12 protein-coding genes are annotated in these 16,705 nt (G+C 64.6%); 5 read left to right on the top strand and 7 right to left on the bottom strand.

Annotated elements, in window-relative coordinates:
- The coding region (locus Q8N40_RS09525) for a sensor histidine kinase (RefSeq protein WP_305711641.1) at positions 1-1,439 on the top strand (1,439 nt) is incomplete at its 5' end.
- 114 nt (positions 1,440-1,553) lie between these two features.
- Here the strand turns inward: Q8N40_RS09525 and Q8N40_RS09530 are convergent.
- The 3 genes from Q8N40_RS09530 to Q8N40_RS09540 form a co-directional block, all read right to left on the bottom strand.
- Complete coding sequence (locus tag Q8N40_RS09530; RefSeq protein ID WP_305711642.1) at positions 1,554-2,687, bottom strand: sensor histidine kinase; 1,134 nt, start codon at positions 2,685-2,687, stop codon at positions 1,554-1,556.
- Between the two features lie 315 nt (positions 2,688-3,002).
- Positions 3,003-3,563, bottom strand: a complete 561-nt coding sequence (locus Q8N40_RS09535; RefSeq protein ID WP_305711643.1) for a hypothetical protein — start codon at positions 3,561-3,563, stop codon at positions 3,003-3,005.
- 28 nt (positions 3,564-3,591) lie between these two features.
- Positions 3,592-5,178: a hypothetical protein gene (locus Q8N40_RS09540; RefSeq protein WP_305711644.1), complete on the bottom strand. Its 1,587-nt coding sequence runs from the start codon at positions 5,176-5,178 to the stop codon at positions 3,592-3,594.
- A 274-nt stretch (positions 5,179-5,452) separates the two neighbouring features.
- Between Q8N40_RS09540 and Q8N40_RS09545 the strand changes: the two genes are divergently transcribed.
- Positions 5,453-6,586 carry a M20 family metallopeptidase gene (locus tag Q8N40_RS09545; protein ID WP_305711645.1) on the top strand — a complete coding sequence of 378 codons (1,134 nt, stop codon included), beginning with the start codon at positions 5,453-5,455 and terminating at the stop codon, positions 6,584-6,586.
- 258 nt (positions 6,587-6,844) lie between these two features.
- Here Q8N40_RS09545 and Q8N40_RS09550 read toward each other — a convergent pair whose 3' ends face one another.
- The 4 genes from Q8N40_RS09550 to Q8N40_RS09565 form a co-directional block, all read right to left on the bottom strand.
- Complete coding sequence (locus Q8N40_RS09550) at positions 6,845-7,627, bottom strand: TIGR02186 family protein (RefSeq protein WP_370870784.1); 783 nt, start codon at positions 7,625-7,627, stop codon at positions 6,845-6,847.
- A complete protein-coding gene (locus tag Q8N40_RS09555) occupies positions 7,624-8,550 on the bottom strand; it encodes a sulfite exporter TauE/SafE family protein (protein ID WP_305711646.1) in 927 nt (308 codons plus the stop codon). Before Q8N40_RS09555 ends, Q8N40_RS09550 begins: the two co-directional genes overlap by 4 nt.
- Before the next feature lie 234 nt (positions 8,551-8,784).
- Positions 8,785-12,165, bottom strand: a complete 3,381-nt coding sequence (locus Q8N40_RS09560; protein ID WP_305711647.1) for a hypothetical protein — start codon at positions 12,163-12,165, stop codon at positions 8,785-8,787.
- Between the two features lie 178 nt (positions 12,166-12,343).
- Positions 12,344-12,895 carry a PadR family transcriptional regulator gene (locus tag Q8N40_RS09565; protein ID WP_305711648.1) on the bottom strand — a complete coding sequence of 184 codons (552 nt, stop codon included), beginning with the start codon at positions 12,893-12,895 and terminating at the stop codon, positions 12,344-12,346.
- A 116-nt stretch (positions 12,896-13,011) separates the two neighbouring features.
- Here Q8N40_RS09565 and Q8N40_RS09570 point away from each other — a divergent pair, with 116 nt between their 5' ends.
- The 3 genes from Q8N40_RS09570 to Q8N40_RS09580 all read left to right on the top strand — a co-directional run bounded on the left by Q8N40_RS09570 (position 13,012) and on the right by Q8N40_RS09580 (position 16,594).
- Positions 13,012-13,419 (top strand): nuclear transport factor 2 family protein, encoded by a 408-nt coding sequence (locus Q8N40_RS09570; RefSeq protein ID WP_305318990.1) that lies wholly within the window; start codon positions 13,012-13,014, stop codon positions 13,417-13,419.
- Between the two features lie 98 nt (positions 13,420-13,517).
- A complete protein-coding gene (locus Q8N40_RS09575) occupies positions 13,518-15,308 on the top strand; it encodes an acyl-CoA dehydrogenase C-terminal domain-containing protein (RefSeq protein ID WP_305318989.1) in 1,791 nt (596 codons plus the stop codon).
- Positions 15,309-15,385: 77 nt separating this feature from the next.
- The gene (locus Q8N40_RS09580; protein WP_305711649.1) at positions 15,386-16,594 is read left to right on the top strand and encodes an acetyl-CoA C-acetyltransferase; all 1,209 of its coding nucleotides are present in this window, start codon (positions 15,386-15,388) and stop codon (positions 16,592-16,594) included.
- The last annotated feature ends 111 nt before the right edge of the window (positions 16,595-16,705 follow it).

The following is a 16,705-nucleotide window of genomic DNA, read 5'->3' on the forward strand; positions in this document are numbered from 1 at the left end:
CATCGTCGAAACCAGTTGCCGGGAGTGAAGTCGCACCTTCCGGGGAAACCCTCCGAAGCGTTGAAGATTTCTACGATGTTGCCAATAACCTTCCGACGCTATGCTGGATGGCCGACGCGGACGGGAGCATCTTCTGGTACAATCGCCGCTGGTACGAGTACACGGGGACCTCGCCCGAGAATCAGCAAGGCTGGGGCTGGACCTCGGTTCACGATGCCCACCGGCTGCCCGACGTACTGCAGCGATGGAAGTATTCCATCGCCACGGGCGAACCATTCGAGATGACTTTTCCTATCAGGGGTGGCGACGGGATTTTTCGTCCTTTTCTGACGCGGGCGGTTCCCTTGCGAGACGCAGCAGGCCTGATCGTTCGCTGGTTGGGTACGAATGCTGACATCTCCGCCCAGATCGCCGCCGAATCTTCATTGCGCGAGAGCGAGGAGCTTTATCGGTCCGCCTTGGCCGCTGGCAGAATGGGTACCTGGCAAACCGATTTGATCAACAGGACGCGGCTCTGGACGCCGGAGAGTATGGCTTTGTTCGGCCTCAACCTTGCCGACGGGCGCGGTCATGTCCGCGGTGACGAAGAAGACGAATACTGGTCCGCGTTGCACCCGGACGACCGGCATCTGATGCGCGCATTCCACGAGCTTGCAGACAAGCAGGATTCATTTACGTCTGAATACCGCGTGGTTTGGCCGGACGGTACAATTCTCTGGCTTAGAGGCCACGGTCACGTGGTGGCTCGTGGGCCTGACGGCAAAGCTCACCGCATGGTCAGCATTGTGGCCGATGTCACCGAGCGCAAGGCCGCGGAAGATCATAATCAGTTCCTGATGCATGAATTATCGCACCGGTCAAAGAATTTGCTCACCGTAATCCAGTCGATTGCCCGTCGGACAGCCCGGACGGCCGGGACCATGGAAGAATTCGAAAGCCGGTTTGGGCAGCGTCTGCAGGGCATCGCGGCGTCGCACGACGTATTGGTTGGCAACAGCTGGCAAGGAGCCCCGCTCGCCGATCTCTTGCGCAAACACCTTGAGCCCTTTGTGGACGTTCAGAGTTCCCGTGTTGAACTTGGTGGACCCGACATTGTCGTTGGCGCGGAAGCCGCGCAGGCCATCGGGCTCGCGATCCACGAACTGACGACCAACGCCATCAAATACGGGGCTCTGTCCGGGCCGGCGGGGACAGTCAAGGTGACCTGGACGTTGGATGATGATGCGGGCGCGCCGCGTCAATTGCTTTTGAACTGGATTGAGCAAGGCGGGCCGCCGGTCGTCCCGCCATCTCACAAGGGGTTTGGCCATGTTGTGTTCGACGACATGATTGAACGCTCTCTCAAAGGCAAGGTCGCCTTGGAGTTTGCGGCCTCTGGACTGAGCTGGCGCGTCTCAATTCCGGCAGCAAATCTGATCATCGGAAAAGCAGGCGGCTGATGGCTGTTTCGCACCTCGCTCTCGCCAGTACCCAAGCCTGAGCGGATGTGAACGGCTCGATGCGGGGGACAGGGCGGCGTGATGGCGGGAAGCGAAAACGGCGCGCCTCCCGAATCATTCCCGGTGACTGACGATTTCGAACGCGGTGCGTTCCGGGCCGGACGATACCGTCATCGTCGCGTTCAGCCGCCGCACAAACGACTTGACGACCTGCATCCCGAAACCCTTGCTCCGGTCGACGTCGAAGCCAGCGGGTAGACCACGCCCCCGGTCCGAAACCTCCAGGCGCCAGCCGTCCGGGCCTTGCTTGAAGGTGACGGCAACGTTGCCGTGCTGGCCAAGCGGATAGGCGTATTTGAAGCTGTTGGTCACCAGCTCCGCGACCAGAAGGCCCAGCCCGCTCGCCATGTCAGAACGCAGCATGGCGGCATCCGCCGTGAGATCGATCGCATCGATCTGGGCCGGCGCGGTGTGCTTGAGACTCTCGCACAGCCTGCGGAGGAAATCGCCCATGTCGATTTCCTCGGTGCTGCCGCTGAGATGCAATTGCTTGTGAACCGTGGCGATGGCGAGCACCCGGTTGCTGGCCATGTCGAGCTGCGCCTTGGTCTCTTCGCTTGATGCGCTGCGGCTCTGCACCGCCAGGATGGATTGCACGAGCTGCAGCGAGTTCATGAGGCGATGATCGGCCTCGCGCATCAGCGTTTCTTTTTCAGACACCATTTCTTCGGCCCGAAGCCTGGCGGAGTGTTCGGCGGCGGCGATGCGGCGCAACTCCAACAGCTTCATCACCTGGTTGGCCATCAGGCGCAGGAAAGCTTTCTGGGTTTCGTCCAGCTCGCGCGGTTTGTAGTCCAGCACGCAAACGGTGCCGAGCGGAAACCCTTCGGCGGTTTGCAGCAGTGCGCCGGCATAGAAGCGCAGGCGCGGATCGCCGGTCACCAGCGGATTATCGCAGAAGCGATGGTCCAGCGTCGTGTCCGGTATGATGAACAGGTCGGGTTGCAGAATGGCATGCGCGCAGATCGAGCTGTCGATCGGCGTCTCGCGCACGCCCAGTCCGACTTCGGCCTTGAACCATTGGCGGCCCTGGTCGATCAGATTGATGACGGAGATGGGGGTGCCGCACACCGCGGACGCGACTTCGACCACCTCGTCGAAATCGGCCTCTCGCGGCGTGTCGAGAATGTCGTAACGGCGGAGCGCCTCCAGACGATATGCTTCGGCACTGTGCAATTCGGCTTTCACGGGGGTCTCTGACTTTCGAAGGCATGTTCAGGATCATGCGCTTCACGTCTGCCGGTCTAGCTGTTTTGGGTGCGTTTGGGAACCAGGGTTGGTTGGCCGACGTCCGGGTCGGTGCCGCGCAATGCTGTTCCCCGAGCTTCGATCGTCTGAAGGCAGCGCGCTGTGGATCAGATCGGACGGCCTGGACTCCGGCTGATCGGGCGCTCGCGTCCACGGCACCGGCGGTACGGCCGGGGAGTTCCCAAGTAATGAGAAATTCGGCTCCGGGTCACTCTCTCAGGCGAATGGACGGAAAGCGACAATGAGTCGGCCACGTCAGAGGCCCAGCGCGATCTCGGCCCAGCGCATCACCGTATGGCTGTTGAGAAACTCGATCACGGCGGGCTCGGTATCCGACGGCCGGTCGTGGCCGAGCACAGCCGTCGCCACGATCATGTCGCAGCGTTCGTTGAAAGCCACCGATATCACCGTCTTGCCATTCGGATTGCGACCGTTGAGCGCATAGGCGCGGCTGCGTCCTTTCATCCACGCAATGCTGACCGGACGGCCGGCGCCGAGCGGTGAAGCCTCGCCGACGAGAACGAGATCTCCCATGCGATCCAGAGCTTCGTCATCGGCCACGCCCGTCGTGCAATCGCAAAAACCGATCTTGGCGCGCAGATAAAGGTTCAGCTCGGCGCCGCAATCAGTCGCCTTGCAACGGAACGCCTTTCCCCTGCCCCAGGGATCGATTGGGAAGGGCCAGGCCACCTCGGTCCATACCGGCAAGGTCGCGATCACAGCCGCGCGCGGTGGCGGACCGAACCACGCCAGGGCCGCGGCCATGACGCTCCCCAGCAAGGCTGCCACGAAGGCGATACCGGCTACCCTTCTCATCGCGCCACCGCTTCCGCTTCTGGCCGCTCTAATTGCTGGCGAGATACCTCTTTGCCGTGGCGACCTCGGGCCGCTCCGTGTCGGAGTTCGCCGTCAGCGCCACCAGTTGCTGATAATTGTATCGCGCCGCGGCCTTGTCACCGAGCATGTCGGCTGCCCTGGCAGCGCCCGCGTAGCCCTGGAAGCGGTTCGGCTCCTTGGCCTTGGTGGCCTCGAATGCCGCAAGCGCCTCCCTTGCCATGTTGCGATCGATCAGCATGAAGCCATAGAGCTCGCGCGCCGGCGTCAGCGGGCCGGGCGTGATCACATGCTTCTCGGTCTTGTCCTCGGCGTCCGCGGCGGCACTCATGGCGTTGATGGCTTCGTCGTACTTGCCCTCTGCGTGGAGCGCCCAGGCAACGGCGACCTGGCGCTGGATGTCGACGATCTCCGACCAGTAGACATCCTTGGCGTCACGCAGCCTGTCGCGCAATTCCGCGAGCTTCTGGATGTCGGCCTTGGCGGCTTCCGGCTTGCCGGATCGCGCGGCGCCGAGCGCGCGGGCGTAGTGCGAGATCGCCATCGCGAAATTCAAGCCGCTGGGCCTCACAGCCAGTTGCGAGGCGGCGTCCCAGTCGCTGCGGTCGATCGCATAACGGGCCGGCGAAGCCGCCAGCGCGTAGTCGGCCGGCGCGACGGTCGCCTTGAAGTCGGCCTCCTTTGTCATGTCGTCTATGACGGCGCGAGCCTGCTGGTCTTGCGCGAGCTGAAGGTGGGCATAAACCATGTAATCCTGCGCATGAAGGTAATTGCCCACCGACTTCTCGGCCTTCGCCGCCTTCACCGAGGCGGTGTTGGAGGCGATCGATTCCTTCCAATAGCCGACGCGGGTGTAGATATGCGAGGGCATGTGCTGGGCGTGCGGCGCGGCCGGCGCGATCCTGGCGTAGCGGTTGGCGGCGTCGAGACCTTTTTGCGCGGTTGCCGGATAGTCGTAGAGGTGGATCAGGTAGTGCGTCACGCCCGGATGTTGCGGCAGCCGCACGGACATCGGCTCCAGGATGGCGGCGCCTTTCGTCTGCTGCGCGTAAGTCTTGTCGTTCAGGTCCGCCGACGTGTTGAGCGTGATGGCGTAGGCGATCTGGGCCTCGTCGTCGTCAGGATATTTCGCGGCGACCTGCGCCTGGGCGTCTCGCAGCGCGCGCATGCGCTGGCCGTGGGGAACCTTGTCGTAGTCCGCATACATTACCATCAGCGCGTCGATGTAGTCGCGTTCGCGCTCGGTCCCGGCCCCGATCTCCCTTGCTTTCGTGATGGCGGCGAGGCCCGGCGCGAGATTCGGCCGCGGGATTGCGACGTGCGGGTTGTCCATCAGCGTGAGCGCGATGCCCCAATACGCCATGGCGCAGGTAGGGTCAGCCTTGATGACTTCCTCAAAGACCTCCTTGGCGTTGCTGTACCAATAGGAGTGCTGATAGCGCATCGCGCGATCGAAGCGACGCTGCGCCACGTCGTTGCAGGATGTCTTGAACTGCACCTGACCGAGCTGTTTATCCACCTCGTCCTGCGCGACCAGCGGCTGCGACGCTGACAGGATTGCTGCCGCGAGGGTGACCTTGAACAGAGATTTCCGCATGGATTTCCTCCTGTGCTGGATCTGGAACAATGGATGGCACGGCGTTCACTGTCTTGCGGGAGCCACAGGATCATGACAGCGCAATTGACCTTTCGGCTCCGAGCTGAACATGAACTTAGGTATCGCCAGGTCCGCATTGGTTCAAAAAGCGAGATCGGCGAACGAACTACGAGAGGCCCGCCCGTTCCGTCTCTCGACGGGCTAAACGACGGAATTTGTGGTGTGTGGTTGCACCCCGGCATACAGTCCAGCCAACCGGAGCCCGAGAAATTCCATGCGGATTGATCCCATCGAACTGTCACGCGAACTCATTGCCTTCAATACGATCAACCCGCCGGGAAACGAGCTGAGTTGCATTCGGCACCTGGAAGCCATTCTTGCTGGCGCCGGACTGGAGACATCGCTGCAGAGTTTCGCTCCGAATCGCGCCAATTTGATTGCAAGGATCGGAGGTGTCGGCAGCAGGCCTCCGCTGTGCTTTACCGGACACGTCGATACCGTTCCGCTTGGAAACGCGCCCTGGGGGGTCGATCCGTTTGGCGGCGAGATCATCGACGGCAGGATGTACGGCCGCGGCTCGACGGACATGAAATGCGGCGTAGCCGCGTTCGTCGCAGCGATAGGTAACATGGCCGGGCAGCTGGAAGGCACCAGCGGCGCGGTTCTCGTCATCACTGCCGGGGAGGAAATCGGCTGCGAGGGCGCGTTCCATCTGGCGCGCGCCGGCATTCTCGGACGCGCCGGCGCGATCGTTGTGGCGGAGCCCACCTCCAATGCAGCGCTGGTCGGACACAAGGGCGCCCTTTGGCTCCGCCTCACGCTCAAAGGCGTCACCGCCCATGGATCGATGCCTCATCTCGGCGTCAACGCCGCCTACAAGGCCGCGCGCGCGCTCACGGCCTTGGAAGCTTTTCAGTTCAACGTGGCGCCGCATCCTTATCTGGGATCGCCGACGCTCAACGTCGGCACCGTTCACGCCGGCCTCAATGTGAATTCGGTGCCCGATCTCGCCGAAATCGGCATCGATATCCGCAGCATTCCCGGACTGGACCATTCGCGCATTCAGGAGCATCTGAAGGCGGAGCTTGGCGACGACATTTCGCTGGAGCCGATTGTCGACGTCGGCGCTGTCTGGACCGATCCGTCCTCTCCGTGGATCAACGACGTCTATGGGATCGTCCGCGACGTCACGGGCGAAGACGCCGGCTCCGAACCCCGGACGGCTCCGTATTTCACCGATGCGTCCGCCTTGACGCCTGCTTTCGGCAATCCTCCGACCATCATTCTGGGCCCCGGCGAAGCGGCGAAAGCTCATCAAACCGACGAGTATTGTTCCGTTCAACGCATTCGCGACGCATCGGAAATCTACGCGAGGCTGGCTGCAAGCTGGATCGAAAGGAGGGAATAGGGCCGCCGGCCGCCGGGCCACGGTTTACCCGGGCGCCGCCGGGCCAAACAGGTGCGGGAAAATACCAGCGGTGCGGAGATTGGAGGTATTTAAATACCTTTTATCGGCATTGCATGGGGTTGTTTTCGATTTTTTCTAAAAGCCCGGGTTCTACCTCCGCCCCCTGTTCCGGGACAGGGGCAAAACGGACGCAGCCTCCGGCGCCTCGACGTTTGCGCCAAGCATTGACGATGCGAGAGAGCTGGCGACTACGCCCACCTAATCCTTGCGGAACACGATCGACGCCATCCAGCCCGTCATCAGCGCCATAAAGGCCGTCACCAGCCCATAGACAAAGCCGTTGTTGCGCGCGGCATTGGCGACGAACTGCTCGAAGCCGACCTTGACGATTTCGAACGCGGTTTCGGTCTTGGTCACCAGCGCGCCGTCGGCGAACAGCTTGATCTCGACATCGTAGGTTCCGATCGGCACCTCGCCGGGCAGCGGAATGCCGGTGCGGAACAGCGTCGGGGTCAGGAACGTCACCGCGGAGGTCTCCTCGCGATAGAGGCCGTGCTGCGTGCGCAGCCGCACGAAGGCGCTGCGAAACGGATCGTTCGGCACCACGTCGGCATAGTCGGGCCCGACCCGCTGGGTGAGCAGGACGTTGTTGAGGCCGAGTTGCTGTCGCCGCGTCACTTCGGGCGAAGCGATGGCGTCGAACGGCCGGTTGGAGAACAGCGCTAGATAGGCCGGCACCTGAAGAAACTGCCGGGAGTCGGTGTTGATCCAGATGCCGAGCCTGCGCTCCTTGCGGCGCGTCACCATGTCGGCGCGCGGGCCGGAGACGGTCACGACCAGATCGTAACCGGTGCGGGTCGCCGGCGTCGCGGCGTCCCTTTCGACCGAGCCGAACAGCACCAGTTCCTCGCCGGAATAGTTCGGCGTGACGGTGACGCGGTGGTTCGAGACCGAGACGATCAGCCGCTCGGCGCGCGCCGGCACGGCAGCACCCAGCGCCAGCGCGAGGACAACAGCTGCGAGCGGGGCGCGCGCGATCATCCCGCACCTCCGGTTTCCCGGACGGTGAAGAGTTCGTCGGGGCGGATCCCGAGTTCGACCGCGAAGCGGATGCCGACCGCGAGAATCAGCAGCCCGAGCAGCAGCCGCAGATGCTCGCCGCGAATCTTCTGGCCCGCCCGCGCCCCGAACTGCGCGCCGGTGACGCCGCCGACCATCAGGATCAGCGCCAGCACCGCATCGACCAGATGATTGGTGACCGCATGCAGCATGGTGGCGATCACCATGGTCACCAGCGTCAGCACCATCGAGGTGCCGATCACGGTGGAGGTCGGTACGCGCAGCAGATAGATCATGATCGGGATCAGGATGAAACCGCCGCCGATGCCCATCACCGCGCCGATGAAGCCGATGATCAGGCCGACCACGACGACTGGAATCACCGACAGGTAGATCTTGGAGCGCTTGAAGCGCATCTTGAGCGGCAGGCCGTGAATCCAGCCATGACTGCCCGAGCGCCGCGCCAGCGGCGCCACGCCGCGCCGCGTCCGCATGATGGCGCGCAGGCCCTCCCAGAACATCAGGGCGCCGACGGTGCTCAGCAGGATGACGTAGGACAGCGCGATCAACAGATCGAGCTGGCCGAGCGAGCGCAGCAGCGTGAAGGTCCAGACCCCCAATGCCGTGCCGACGGTGCCGCCGCATAACAGCACCATCGCCAGCGCCGGGTCGATGGCGCGGCGGCGCCAGTAGGACAGTGCGCCGGAGAATGACGAGGCGGCGATGTGGCTGGAAACCGAGGCGACCGCGACCGCGGGCGAGATGCCGACGAAGATCAACAGCGGCGTCATCAGAAAGCCGCCGCCGATCCCGAACATGCCGGACACGAAACCGACCGCCGCGCCCATCGCCAGGATGAGGAAAACGTTGACCGGAAGGTCGGCGATCGGGAGGTAGAGCTGCACGCGCGGTACTTCTGTTATTGGCCGTCAGGTCGGCCGGGGCCGCTCACGGTCTGGTTTCTTGATCGGGCATTGGCCGACAGGGAATCCGCGATGCGCCCGCGAAAGCGGCGAATGCCCGGCCGCCGAGCCCCTGCATAACCGAAATCGGCAGTGGGAGGGACTAAAGAATCCAGCGCAGGGCAATAAATTGCCATGAGGTCGAAGGCGACCTCACGGTTTGGTTGATGATTGAGATTAATGCGCGGCGGCGGCGCGCTTGGTTGCGACCGGCTTCGCCGCGGGTTTCGCGGTGGCCTGCACCGGGGCCGCGTCCCAGCCGCCGGCCGGGGCCGCCACGTTAATGGCGTCGTCGGGCTGCGGCTCCGGCGTGAAGGTCTGGATCGCGAGCTTGGCGGCGGCCAGCGACTGGGCGTCGAGCCGCTTGGCGATGTCGTCGCGCTTGCGGACCGAATCCGCGTCGCCCTGCGCCGCGGCCAGGCTGAACCATTTGAAGGATTCGGCGAGGTTCTGGTCGACGCCGATGCCGCGGGCATAGAGGATGCCGAGGTTGAACTGGCTGTCGGCGACGCCGCGATCGGCCGCCTTGCGGAACCATTGCGACGCGTTCTTGTAGTTGGCGCCCTTGCCGCCGCCGTCGGCATCGAGCACCGCCAGATTATGCATCGCCTTGGCGCTGCCGCGCTCGGCGGCCTGCATGTAATAGCGCCGCGCGATATCGATGTCCTTCTTCACGCTGAGACCCTTTTCATAGAGGGTCCCGAGCCGGAAGATCGCCGGCACCACGCCGGCCTGCGCCGCGCGGTCGTACCATTTCGCGGCTTCGTCGTAATTCGCCGTCACGCCCTTGCCTTCGGCGAAACGCACGCCGATCTCGTAGGCCGCGGTCGCATCGCCCTTCAGCGCCGCCGCGCGCAGCACGGGTCCGCCGATCGCCTCGGGAAGCCGTTCGCCCGGCGGCACCTGCGCCTGGGTGAGTTTGCGGCTGGCCGGCGGAGCCGGCTGAGTTGGAATCGAACCGGTGATGTCGCTCGCCGGTACCGGCAATGCGGCAGGTGAGGCGGCCGGCTGCGGGATCGCGACCGTCGCGGTGGCGTCGGGTGTGGCATTATTGAACGACTGCCGGCCGATCGGCGTCGGCGAGGTCATCGAGGGCGCCGGCGCGGCCGGCCTGGCGCTATCAGCCGCGGGCGGCTGGGCCGCGGGCGTCTGCTCGATCGAACTCTCCATCGCCGGCATCGGCGGCGCGGTTTCCCGGTCGAGCAGCGTCATCGCCATCTTGAAGGTGCCGAGCACGATCACCACCACGCTCGCGCCGACCAGCAGCGAGCGGATCTTGGAAGTGATGGTCGAAGGCTCCTTGTTCGGATCCTGGTTCGGGGCCTTGCTCGAATCCTTGGCCTTGCTGGCGGCGGACTTGAACGGGCCGCGACCGGCCTTTTCGGCAGGCGCCGCGGCGGCGGCGGCCTGCGCGGCGCGGCGCGCGGCGGCAATGAAACTGGAGGTGCTGACCGGCTCGCGGCTCTCGGCCGGAATTTCGCTGATCGCGCTTTCGGAAGCGGCGATGCGCTCCGACGGCGTCGCCACCCGCGCGGTGGGACGGGTGCCCGGTTCGAGCGGATGATCGGGCGGCAGGTCCGGCGCGATCGCGGCGCGCGGCGCGGAATATGGTTCGAGAATCTCGCTGATCGCGCGCGGCGTCACGGCGACAGCCGTTATCTGCGGCTGTACGGCCTGGAATTCGCGCGGCGCGGTGGCGAAATGCTCATGCGCCGCGGCGGGATTGGGCAGTTCGGGTTTCGGCTGCGGCGGCATCGCCACGCGCGGCGCGACGGCTGGCGCGGAAACGGGTTCCGGCGCCGGCGGCATCTGCAGCTGCGGCGCCGCGGGCAAAGCGCGCGCGCTGCGCAGGTCGCCTTCGATCATGGCGAGCCGGTCGACCACATGGCCGAGCGTCGAGTGGACGGCTTCCAGCGAATCCTGGGTGCGGCGATCGGTTTCCGACTGGCTGAAGCGGATGTCGGACATCTCGCGCTTGACCATGTCGACGACGCCGTTATCGAGCGGCTGTGGCGCGCTGGTCGTGCGGTTGTTTTCGGCCAGCGCGACCACGGCCGCATGCTGGTTCTCCAGGTGACGCAGGATGTCCTGCAGCCCGGCCTCGACGCGGCCGAGATTGCCGGCGCGGGGATCGGTCGAATTGTCGATCCGCTCCAGCAGGTACGACACCCGCTGTTCGAGGTGGGCGAAAGCCGATGCACTGTCATTGCCGACCGGCATGCGGTCGAGGCGGTCGGACAGCGACCGCAGCGCGCCCTCGAGATGTTCGTTGGTGGCGCCGGCTGCCGGCTGCTCGCGGGTTGTTTGCAGCGACGAGGTCAGCGCCGCGATGCGGGCTTCCAGGCTCGCCAGCGAATCGCTGTTGCCCTCGTGGCGGGCGAGATGGTCGACCTTCGACGACAGCATGTGCACGTCGTCGGACAACCGCGCCAGTGCGTCGTTGGAGGCGACATTGGAAACGATGGCGCGAAGCGCCGAGATCGCGCCTTCGAGCTGCTGCACCGTGGAGGGATCGTCATTGGCGCGCAGGATCAGGTCGAGCTTGCCGCCGAGATTGCGGATCGCGTCATCATAGCCGGACAGTTGTTCCGCCGGCTTCAGCGAGAACAGCACTTCGCGAATTTCGGAGAGCGCGCGTTCGATGCCGGCCAGCGCCTGGCCGTCGGTGCCGCTCTGGCGGGTATCGTCGATGCGGCGGGACAGCGAACGGATTTCGTTCTCGATCGATTCGATCGCCCGGCGCGGCATCGCCTCGGTGATGGCGGCGCGAATGTCCGCCAGTTCGGCGCGGAACGCGGTGATCGATTGCTCGATGCCGTCGGGGCGCTGCAGCGCCTCGATCTGGCTGGTGATCTTGAGCAGATGCCGCTCCAGCGAGGAGAAATCCGGACCGGCTGGCGCCGCTGGCTGCATCGGGGGCGCCATCGGCATGGCGGGCGCCGCCATGGGAGCTGCCCTGGGCGGCGCGCTGCGCGGCGGCATCGATCGGGGCGCGGGCGCATCGAGCTCGTTCTGGCGTGCGACGATTTCAGCGATCGCGAAATCGAACGATGCCGGGCTGAGCGGGGGCGAGGGGCGATACACCTGGCTGGCGGCGCGCTCGACCATTTCAGCCTGGCGCTGCCCGTCCTGCATCTGGGCCTGTCTCGGCGCCGGATTGGAGATCTGCGACAGCCGCGCGTCGAGGCGCGAGATCGCGTCGTTCAATTGCCGGGCGACGCCCGGGGCTTCGTTGCGCGGCATATCGACGTGCGGCACGTCGCTGCGCGGCAAGTCGGTACGCGGCGAATCTCTGCGCGGCCTGGGCTGCGAAATCTGCTCGATCTGGCGGGTGATCGAATCCAGCCGTTGGTGGATGTCGGAGACCTCGGGCGTCTCCTGCCCGGGCATCGCCGCGGGCTGATCGTAGGGGCTTTGAAAACCGGGGCGCGCTGAATCGCCGAGCGTGGAATTGAGCCAGTCGTTCAGCGACATGCCGGCGCGGCGCGCGGCGGCCTCGGCCCTCTCGCGCACGGATGGATCGATGCCTTCAACACTCCACGATACGCGCGAATTCATGCTCTCGTCCGGTTCCGACTCCGGCGCGCCAACCTGCGCCTTCAGCCTCCCCGCGCGTCCCAGTGAAGAGACAATCGAATTCCGCGCAGGTCGTCTGCCTCAGAAATCGACTTTTTCGTGTTACGGTAAATAACCAGTTAAGGAATGGCCCGGCGGCTCCGGAAAGTTGCCGTGCCGGTCAAATTGCCGGACCGGCGGCGCTGGCCGGCAGGGCATGCAGGGCCTCCTCGCACCACTCCACCACGACGCGCTCATGACGAACGCCCAGACGCAGCGCCAGCAGCTTGCCGGTATCCGCCGGCGAGGCTGTTCCTTCCGGGAACCGCTTGGTGAGGATTCGTTCATAGCGGGCACAGCGGTCGCGGTGATGCTCCAGCCGCGCCATCAGGTCGGCGCGCAAGGGGCCGATATCGACGGCGTCGAGTGCGTAGAGCCGCACCAGCAGGTCATCCTTGATCGAAGGCGGCACGCTCGGCCGCGCGCCCCAGTGCCGCAGCGCGTTTCGGCCCTCTGTTGTCAGGGTGTAGACCAGCTTGTTGGGCTTGCCTGTCTGCACCACCTCGCACCCCTCGATGTGGCCGCGATCGCGCAATTTGGTCAGTTCGCGATAGATCTGCTGGTGGTTGGCCTTCCAGTAGAAGCCGATCGACGCGTCGAAGGTCTTGGCGAGCTCATAGCCCGTCATCGGACCTTCCGTCAGGCAGGCCAGGATTGCGTCACCGAGCGCCAAGCGCGAGCCCTCCAAGCCACCTTTCAACTATTCTTGACAATATGCATAAAAGTGCATATGCGTCAATGTGCATATGATAGCGCGCCCGCCGCGCTTTCATGGACAGGAGACGTCCGATGAGCATGACCGGCCTCGACAAATGGTACGGCTACATGAAGTCCCACGACCGCGCGGCGCTGTGGGACCTGCTGCATCCGGACGCGGTGTTCGAAAGCCCTGTCGTGCACACGCCGCAGCGCGGCCGCGACATCACCTTCAAATATCTGGCGAGCGCGGACAAGGTGCTGGGCGGCCCGGGCTTCGCCTATACCGGCGAATGGCGCAGCGACACCGGCGCGGTGCTCGAATTCCAGACCGAGATCGACGGCATCAAGCTCAACGGCGTCGACATCATCACCTTCGATGCTGACGGCCGGATCATGAATTTCAAGGTGATGGTGCGTCCGCTCAAGGCGATCAACCTGCTGCACCGGCTGATGGGGGAGCAACTGGCGGCCAGTGCGGCAAGCGCGACCCCGAAGTAGCTCCCTATGACCTGCGGAACCGGATAAGGTTCTTTCTGAAACCCAATGATTGCTGCGAAGGCTCCCGTCATGGAGCGAGCCCAGCCGGGAGGATGCGAATGCCGATCTACAAAGCCCCTGTGGAAGACGTCACCTTCCTGCTCAACGATGTGTTCCAGATCGACCGCTACGACAACCTTCCGGGCTTCAGCGACGCTTCCGCCGATGTGCGCGATGCGATTTTGGGCGAGGCCGCCAAGCTCGCCGAAGAAGTGCTGCAGCCGCTCAACCGCGTCGGCGATCTCGAGGGTTGCAAACGCCACGACGACGGGTCCGTGACGACGCCCAGGGGTTTCAAGGAAGCCTTCAAGCAGGTCGCCGAAGGCGGCTGGCTCGGCCTTTCGGCGCCGGTGGAATATGGCGGGCAGGGCCTGCCGGTGACGCTGACCCAGGCCGTCACCGAATTCCAGTCCTCGGCCAATATGGCATTTTCGATGTATGGCGGCCTCACCATGGGCGCCACCGCGGCGCTGATGGTGCACGGCAAGCCCGACCAGAAGAAGATGTTCGTGCCGAAGATGGTGGCCGGCGAATGGGCCGGCACCATGAATCTGACCGAGCCGCAATGCGGCACCGATTTGGGCCTGCTGCGCACCAAGGCCGTCAAGCAGGACGACGGCAGCTACAAGATCACCGGCACCAAGATCTTCATCTCCTCCGGCGAGCACGATATCACCGAAAACATCATCCATCTGGTGCTGGCTCGCATCGAAGGCGCGCCCGCGGGCATCAAGGGCGTCTCGCTGTTCGTGGTGCCCAAGATCCTGGTCAATGCCGACGGTTCGCTCGGTGCGCGCAATGGCGTCACTTGTGGTTCGATCGAACACAAGATGGGCATCCACGGCAATTCCACCTGCGTGATGAATTACGACAGCGCCACCGGCTGGCTGATCGGCGAGGAAAACAAGGGCATGCAGGGCATGTTCGTGATGATGAACGAGGCCCGGCTCGGCGTCGCGGTGCAGGGGCTGGCGCAGTCCGAAGTCGCCTACCAGAACGCGGCCAACTATGCCCGCGAACGTCTGCAGGGCCGCTCGCTCACCGGCGCCAAGGCGGCGGACAAGCCGGCCGACCCGATCATCGTGCATCCCGACGTGCGCCGCACGCTGCTCACCATCCGCGCCTTCAACGAGGCGGCGCGCGCCATGGTGATCTGGACCGCGCTGAAGAGCGACGTCGCCCACCGCTCCAGCGATCCCAAGGATCGCCAGGAGGCCGACGATCACATGGGGCTGATGACGCCGGTCATGAAGGGCGTCATGACCGATGTCGGATTCTCCAACTCAGTGCTGGCGCAGCAGATGTATGGCGGCCACGGCTATATCGCCGAGCACGGCATGGAGCAGTTCGTGCGCGATGCCCGCATCGCCATGCTCTACGAGGGCGCCAACGGCATTCAGGCGCTCGACCTGGTCGGCCGCAAGCTGCCGCGCGACGGCGGCCGCGCGATCATGGCGTTCTTCGGCGAAGTTGCCGCCTTCGCCAAGGAACACGGCGGCGACGAGGCCATGAAGCCCTATGTCGCCCCGCTCTCTACCGCGCTCGGCCACCTGCAGCAGGCCACCACCTGGCTGATGCAGAACGCAATGATGAAGCCCGACAATGCCGGCGCCGCCGCCACCGATTACATGCAGCTGTTCGGCCTCGTCACCTTCGCCTATATGTGGGCGCGAATGGCGAAAGTCGCCCAGGACAAGATTGCGGGCAGCGGAGCCACGCCCTATCTCTCGACCAAGCTCGTTACCGGCCGCTTCTTCATGGAACGGATGCTGCCGGAAACCGCGCTGCACCTCGCCCGCATCCAGACCGGATGCGACACGACAATGGAATTGGCGGCGGAAGCCTTCTGATCGCAGAGGGCCTCGGCGGCCCTCAACCTGCCGCTACAGCTTCCTATAAATTATGATCCTCATACCAGGAGGGCTTCATGCCTGAGGCATATATCTACGATCACGTTCGCACGCCGCGCGGCCGCGGCAAGGCCGATGGCGCTTTGCATGAAGTGACCGCGGTGGCGCTGGCCACGGTGCCGCTGAAGGCGCTCAGGGAGCGTAACAATCTGAAGCAGGACATCGTCGACGACGTCATCCTCGGCGTGGTCGATCCGGTCGGCGAAGCCGGCTCCGACATCGCGCGTTTCGCGGCCATGAATGCCGGCCTCGGCGAAGCCGTCCCCGGCGTCCAGATCAGCCGCTTCTGCGCTTCGGGTCTCGATGCCGTGAACTTCGCCGCCGCCCAGATCATGAGCGGGCAACATGAGCTTGTCATCGGCGGCGGCGCCGAATCGATGAGCCGCGTCGGCATCGGCGCCTCCGGCGGCGCCTGGCCCATGGACCCGTCGATCGCGGTGCCGACCTATTTCATGCCGCAGGGCGTGTCGGCGGACCTGATCGCCACCAAATACGGTTTTTCGCGCGACGACGTCGATGCCTATGCGGTGCAGAGCCAGCAGCGCGCCGCCAAAGCCTGGGACGAAGGCCGCTTCAAGAATTCGGTGGTGCCAGTCAAGGACATCAACGGCCTCACGATCCTGGCCCGGGACGAGCACATGCGGCCGACCACGACGATGCAGTCGCTCGGCCAGTTGCAGGCCTCGTTCGCGGCGGTCGGTGCCATGGGCGGCTTCGACGCGGTGGCGATCCAGTCGCATCCGGAAATCGAGCGCATCAACTACGTGCACCACGCCGGCAATTCCTCGGGAATCGTCGACGGCGCCGGCGCCGTGCTGCTCGGCAGCAAGGAAGCCGGCAGCAAGCACGGCCTGAAGCCGCGCGCCAAAATCCGCGCCTTCGCCAATATCGGCTCGGAGCCGGCGATGATGCTGACCGGTCCGGTCGACGTCACCGAAAAGCTGTTCGAGCGTTCGGGCATGAAGAAGTCCGACATCGACCTGTTCGAGCTGAACGAAGCCTTCGCCTCGGTGGTGCTGCGCTACATGCAGGCCTTCGACATCGACAACGCCAGGATCAACGTCAATGGCGGCGCCATCGCGCTCGGCCATCCGCTCGGCGCCACCGGCGCGATGATCCTCGGCACCGTGCTCGACGAGCTCGAGCGCACCAACAAGTCGACCGCGCTGATCACGCTGTGCATCGGCGGCGGCATGGGCACCGCGACCATTATCGAGCGGGTGTGAACGTGGAACGTAGGGTGGGTTAGCCGAAGGCGTAACCCACCGATATCGCGGCATTGGGAAGGGTGGGTTACGCTTCGCTAACCCACCCTACGATTCAGAGACAACCGCCGC

The sequence above is a fragment of the Bradyrhizobium sp. genome (assembly GCF_030693485.1).
GTDB lineage: Bacteria > Pseudomonadota > Alphaproteobacteria > Rhizobiales > Xanthobacteraceae > Bradyrhizobium.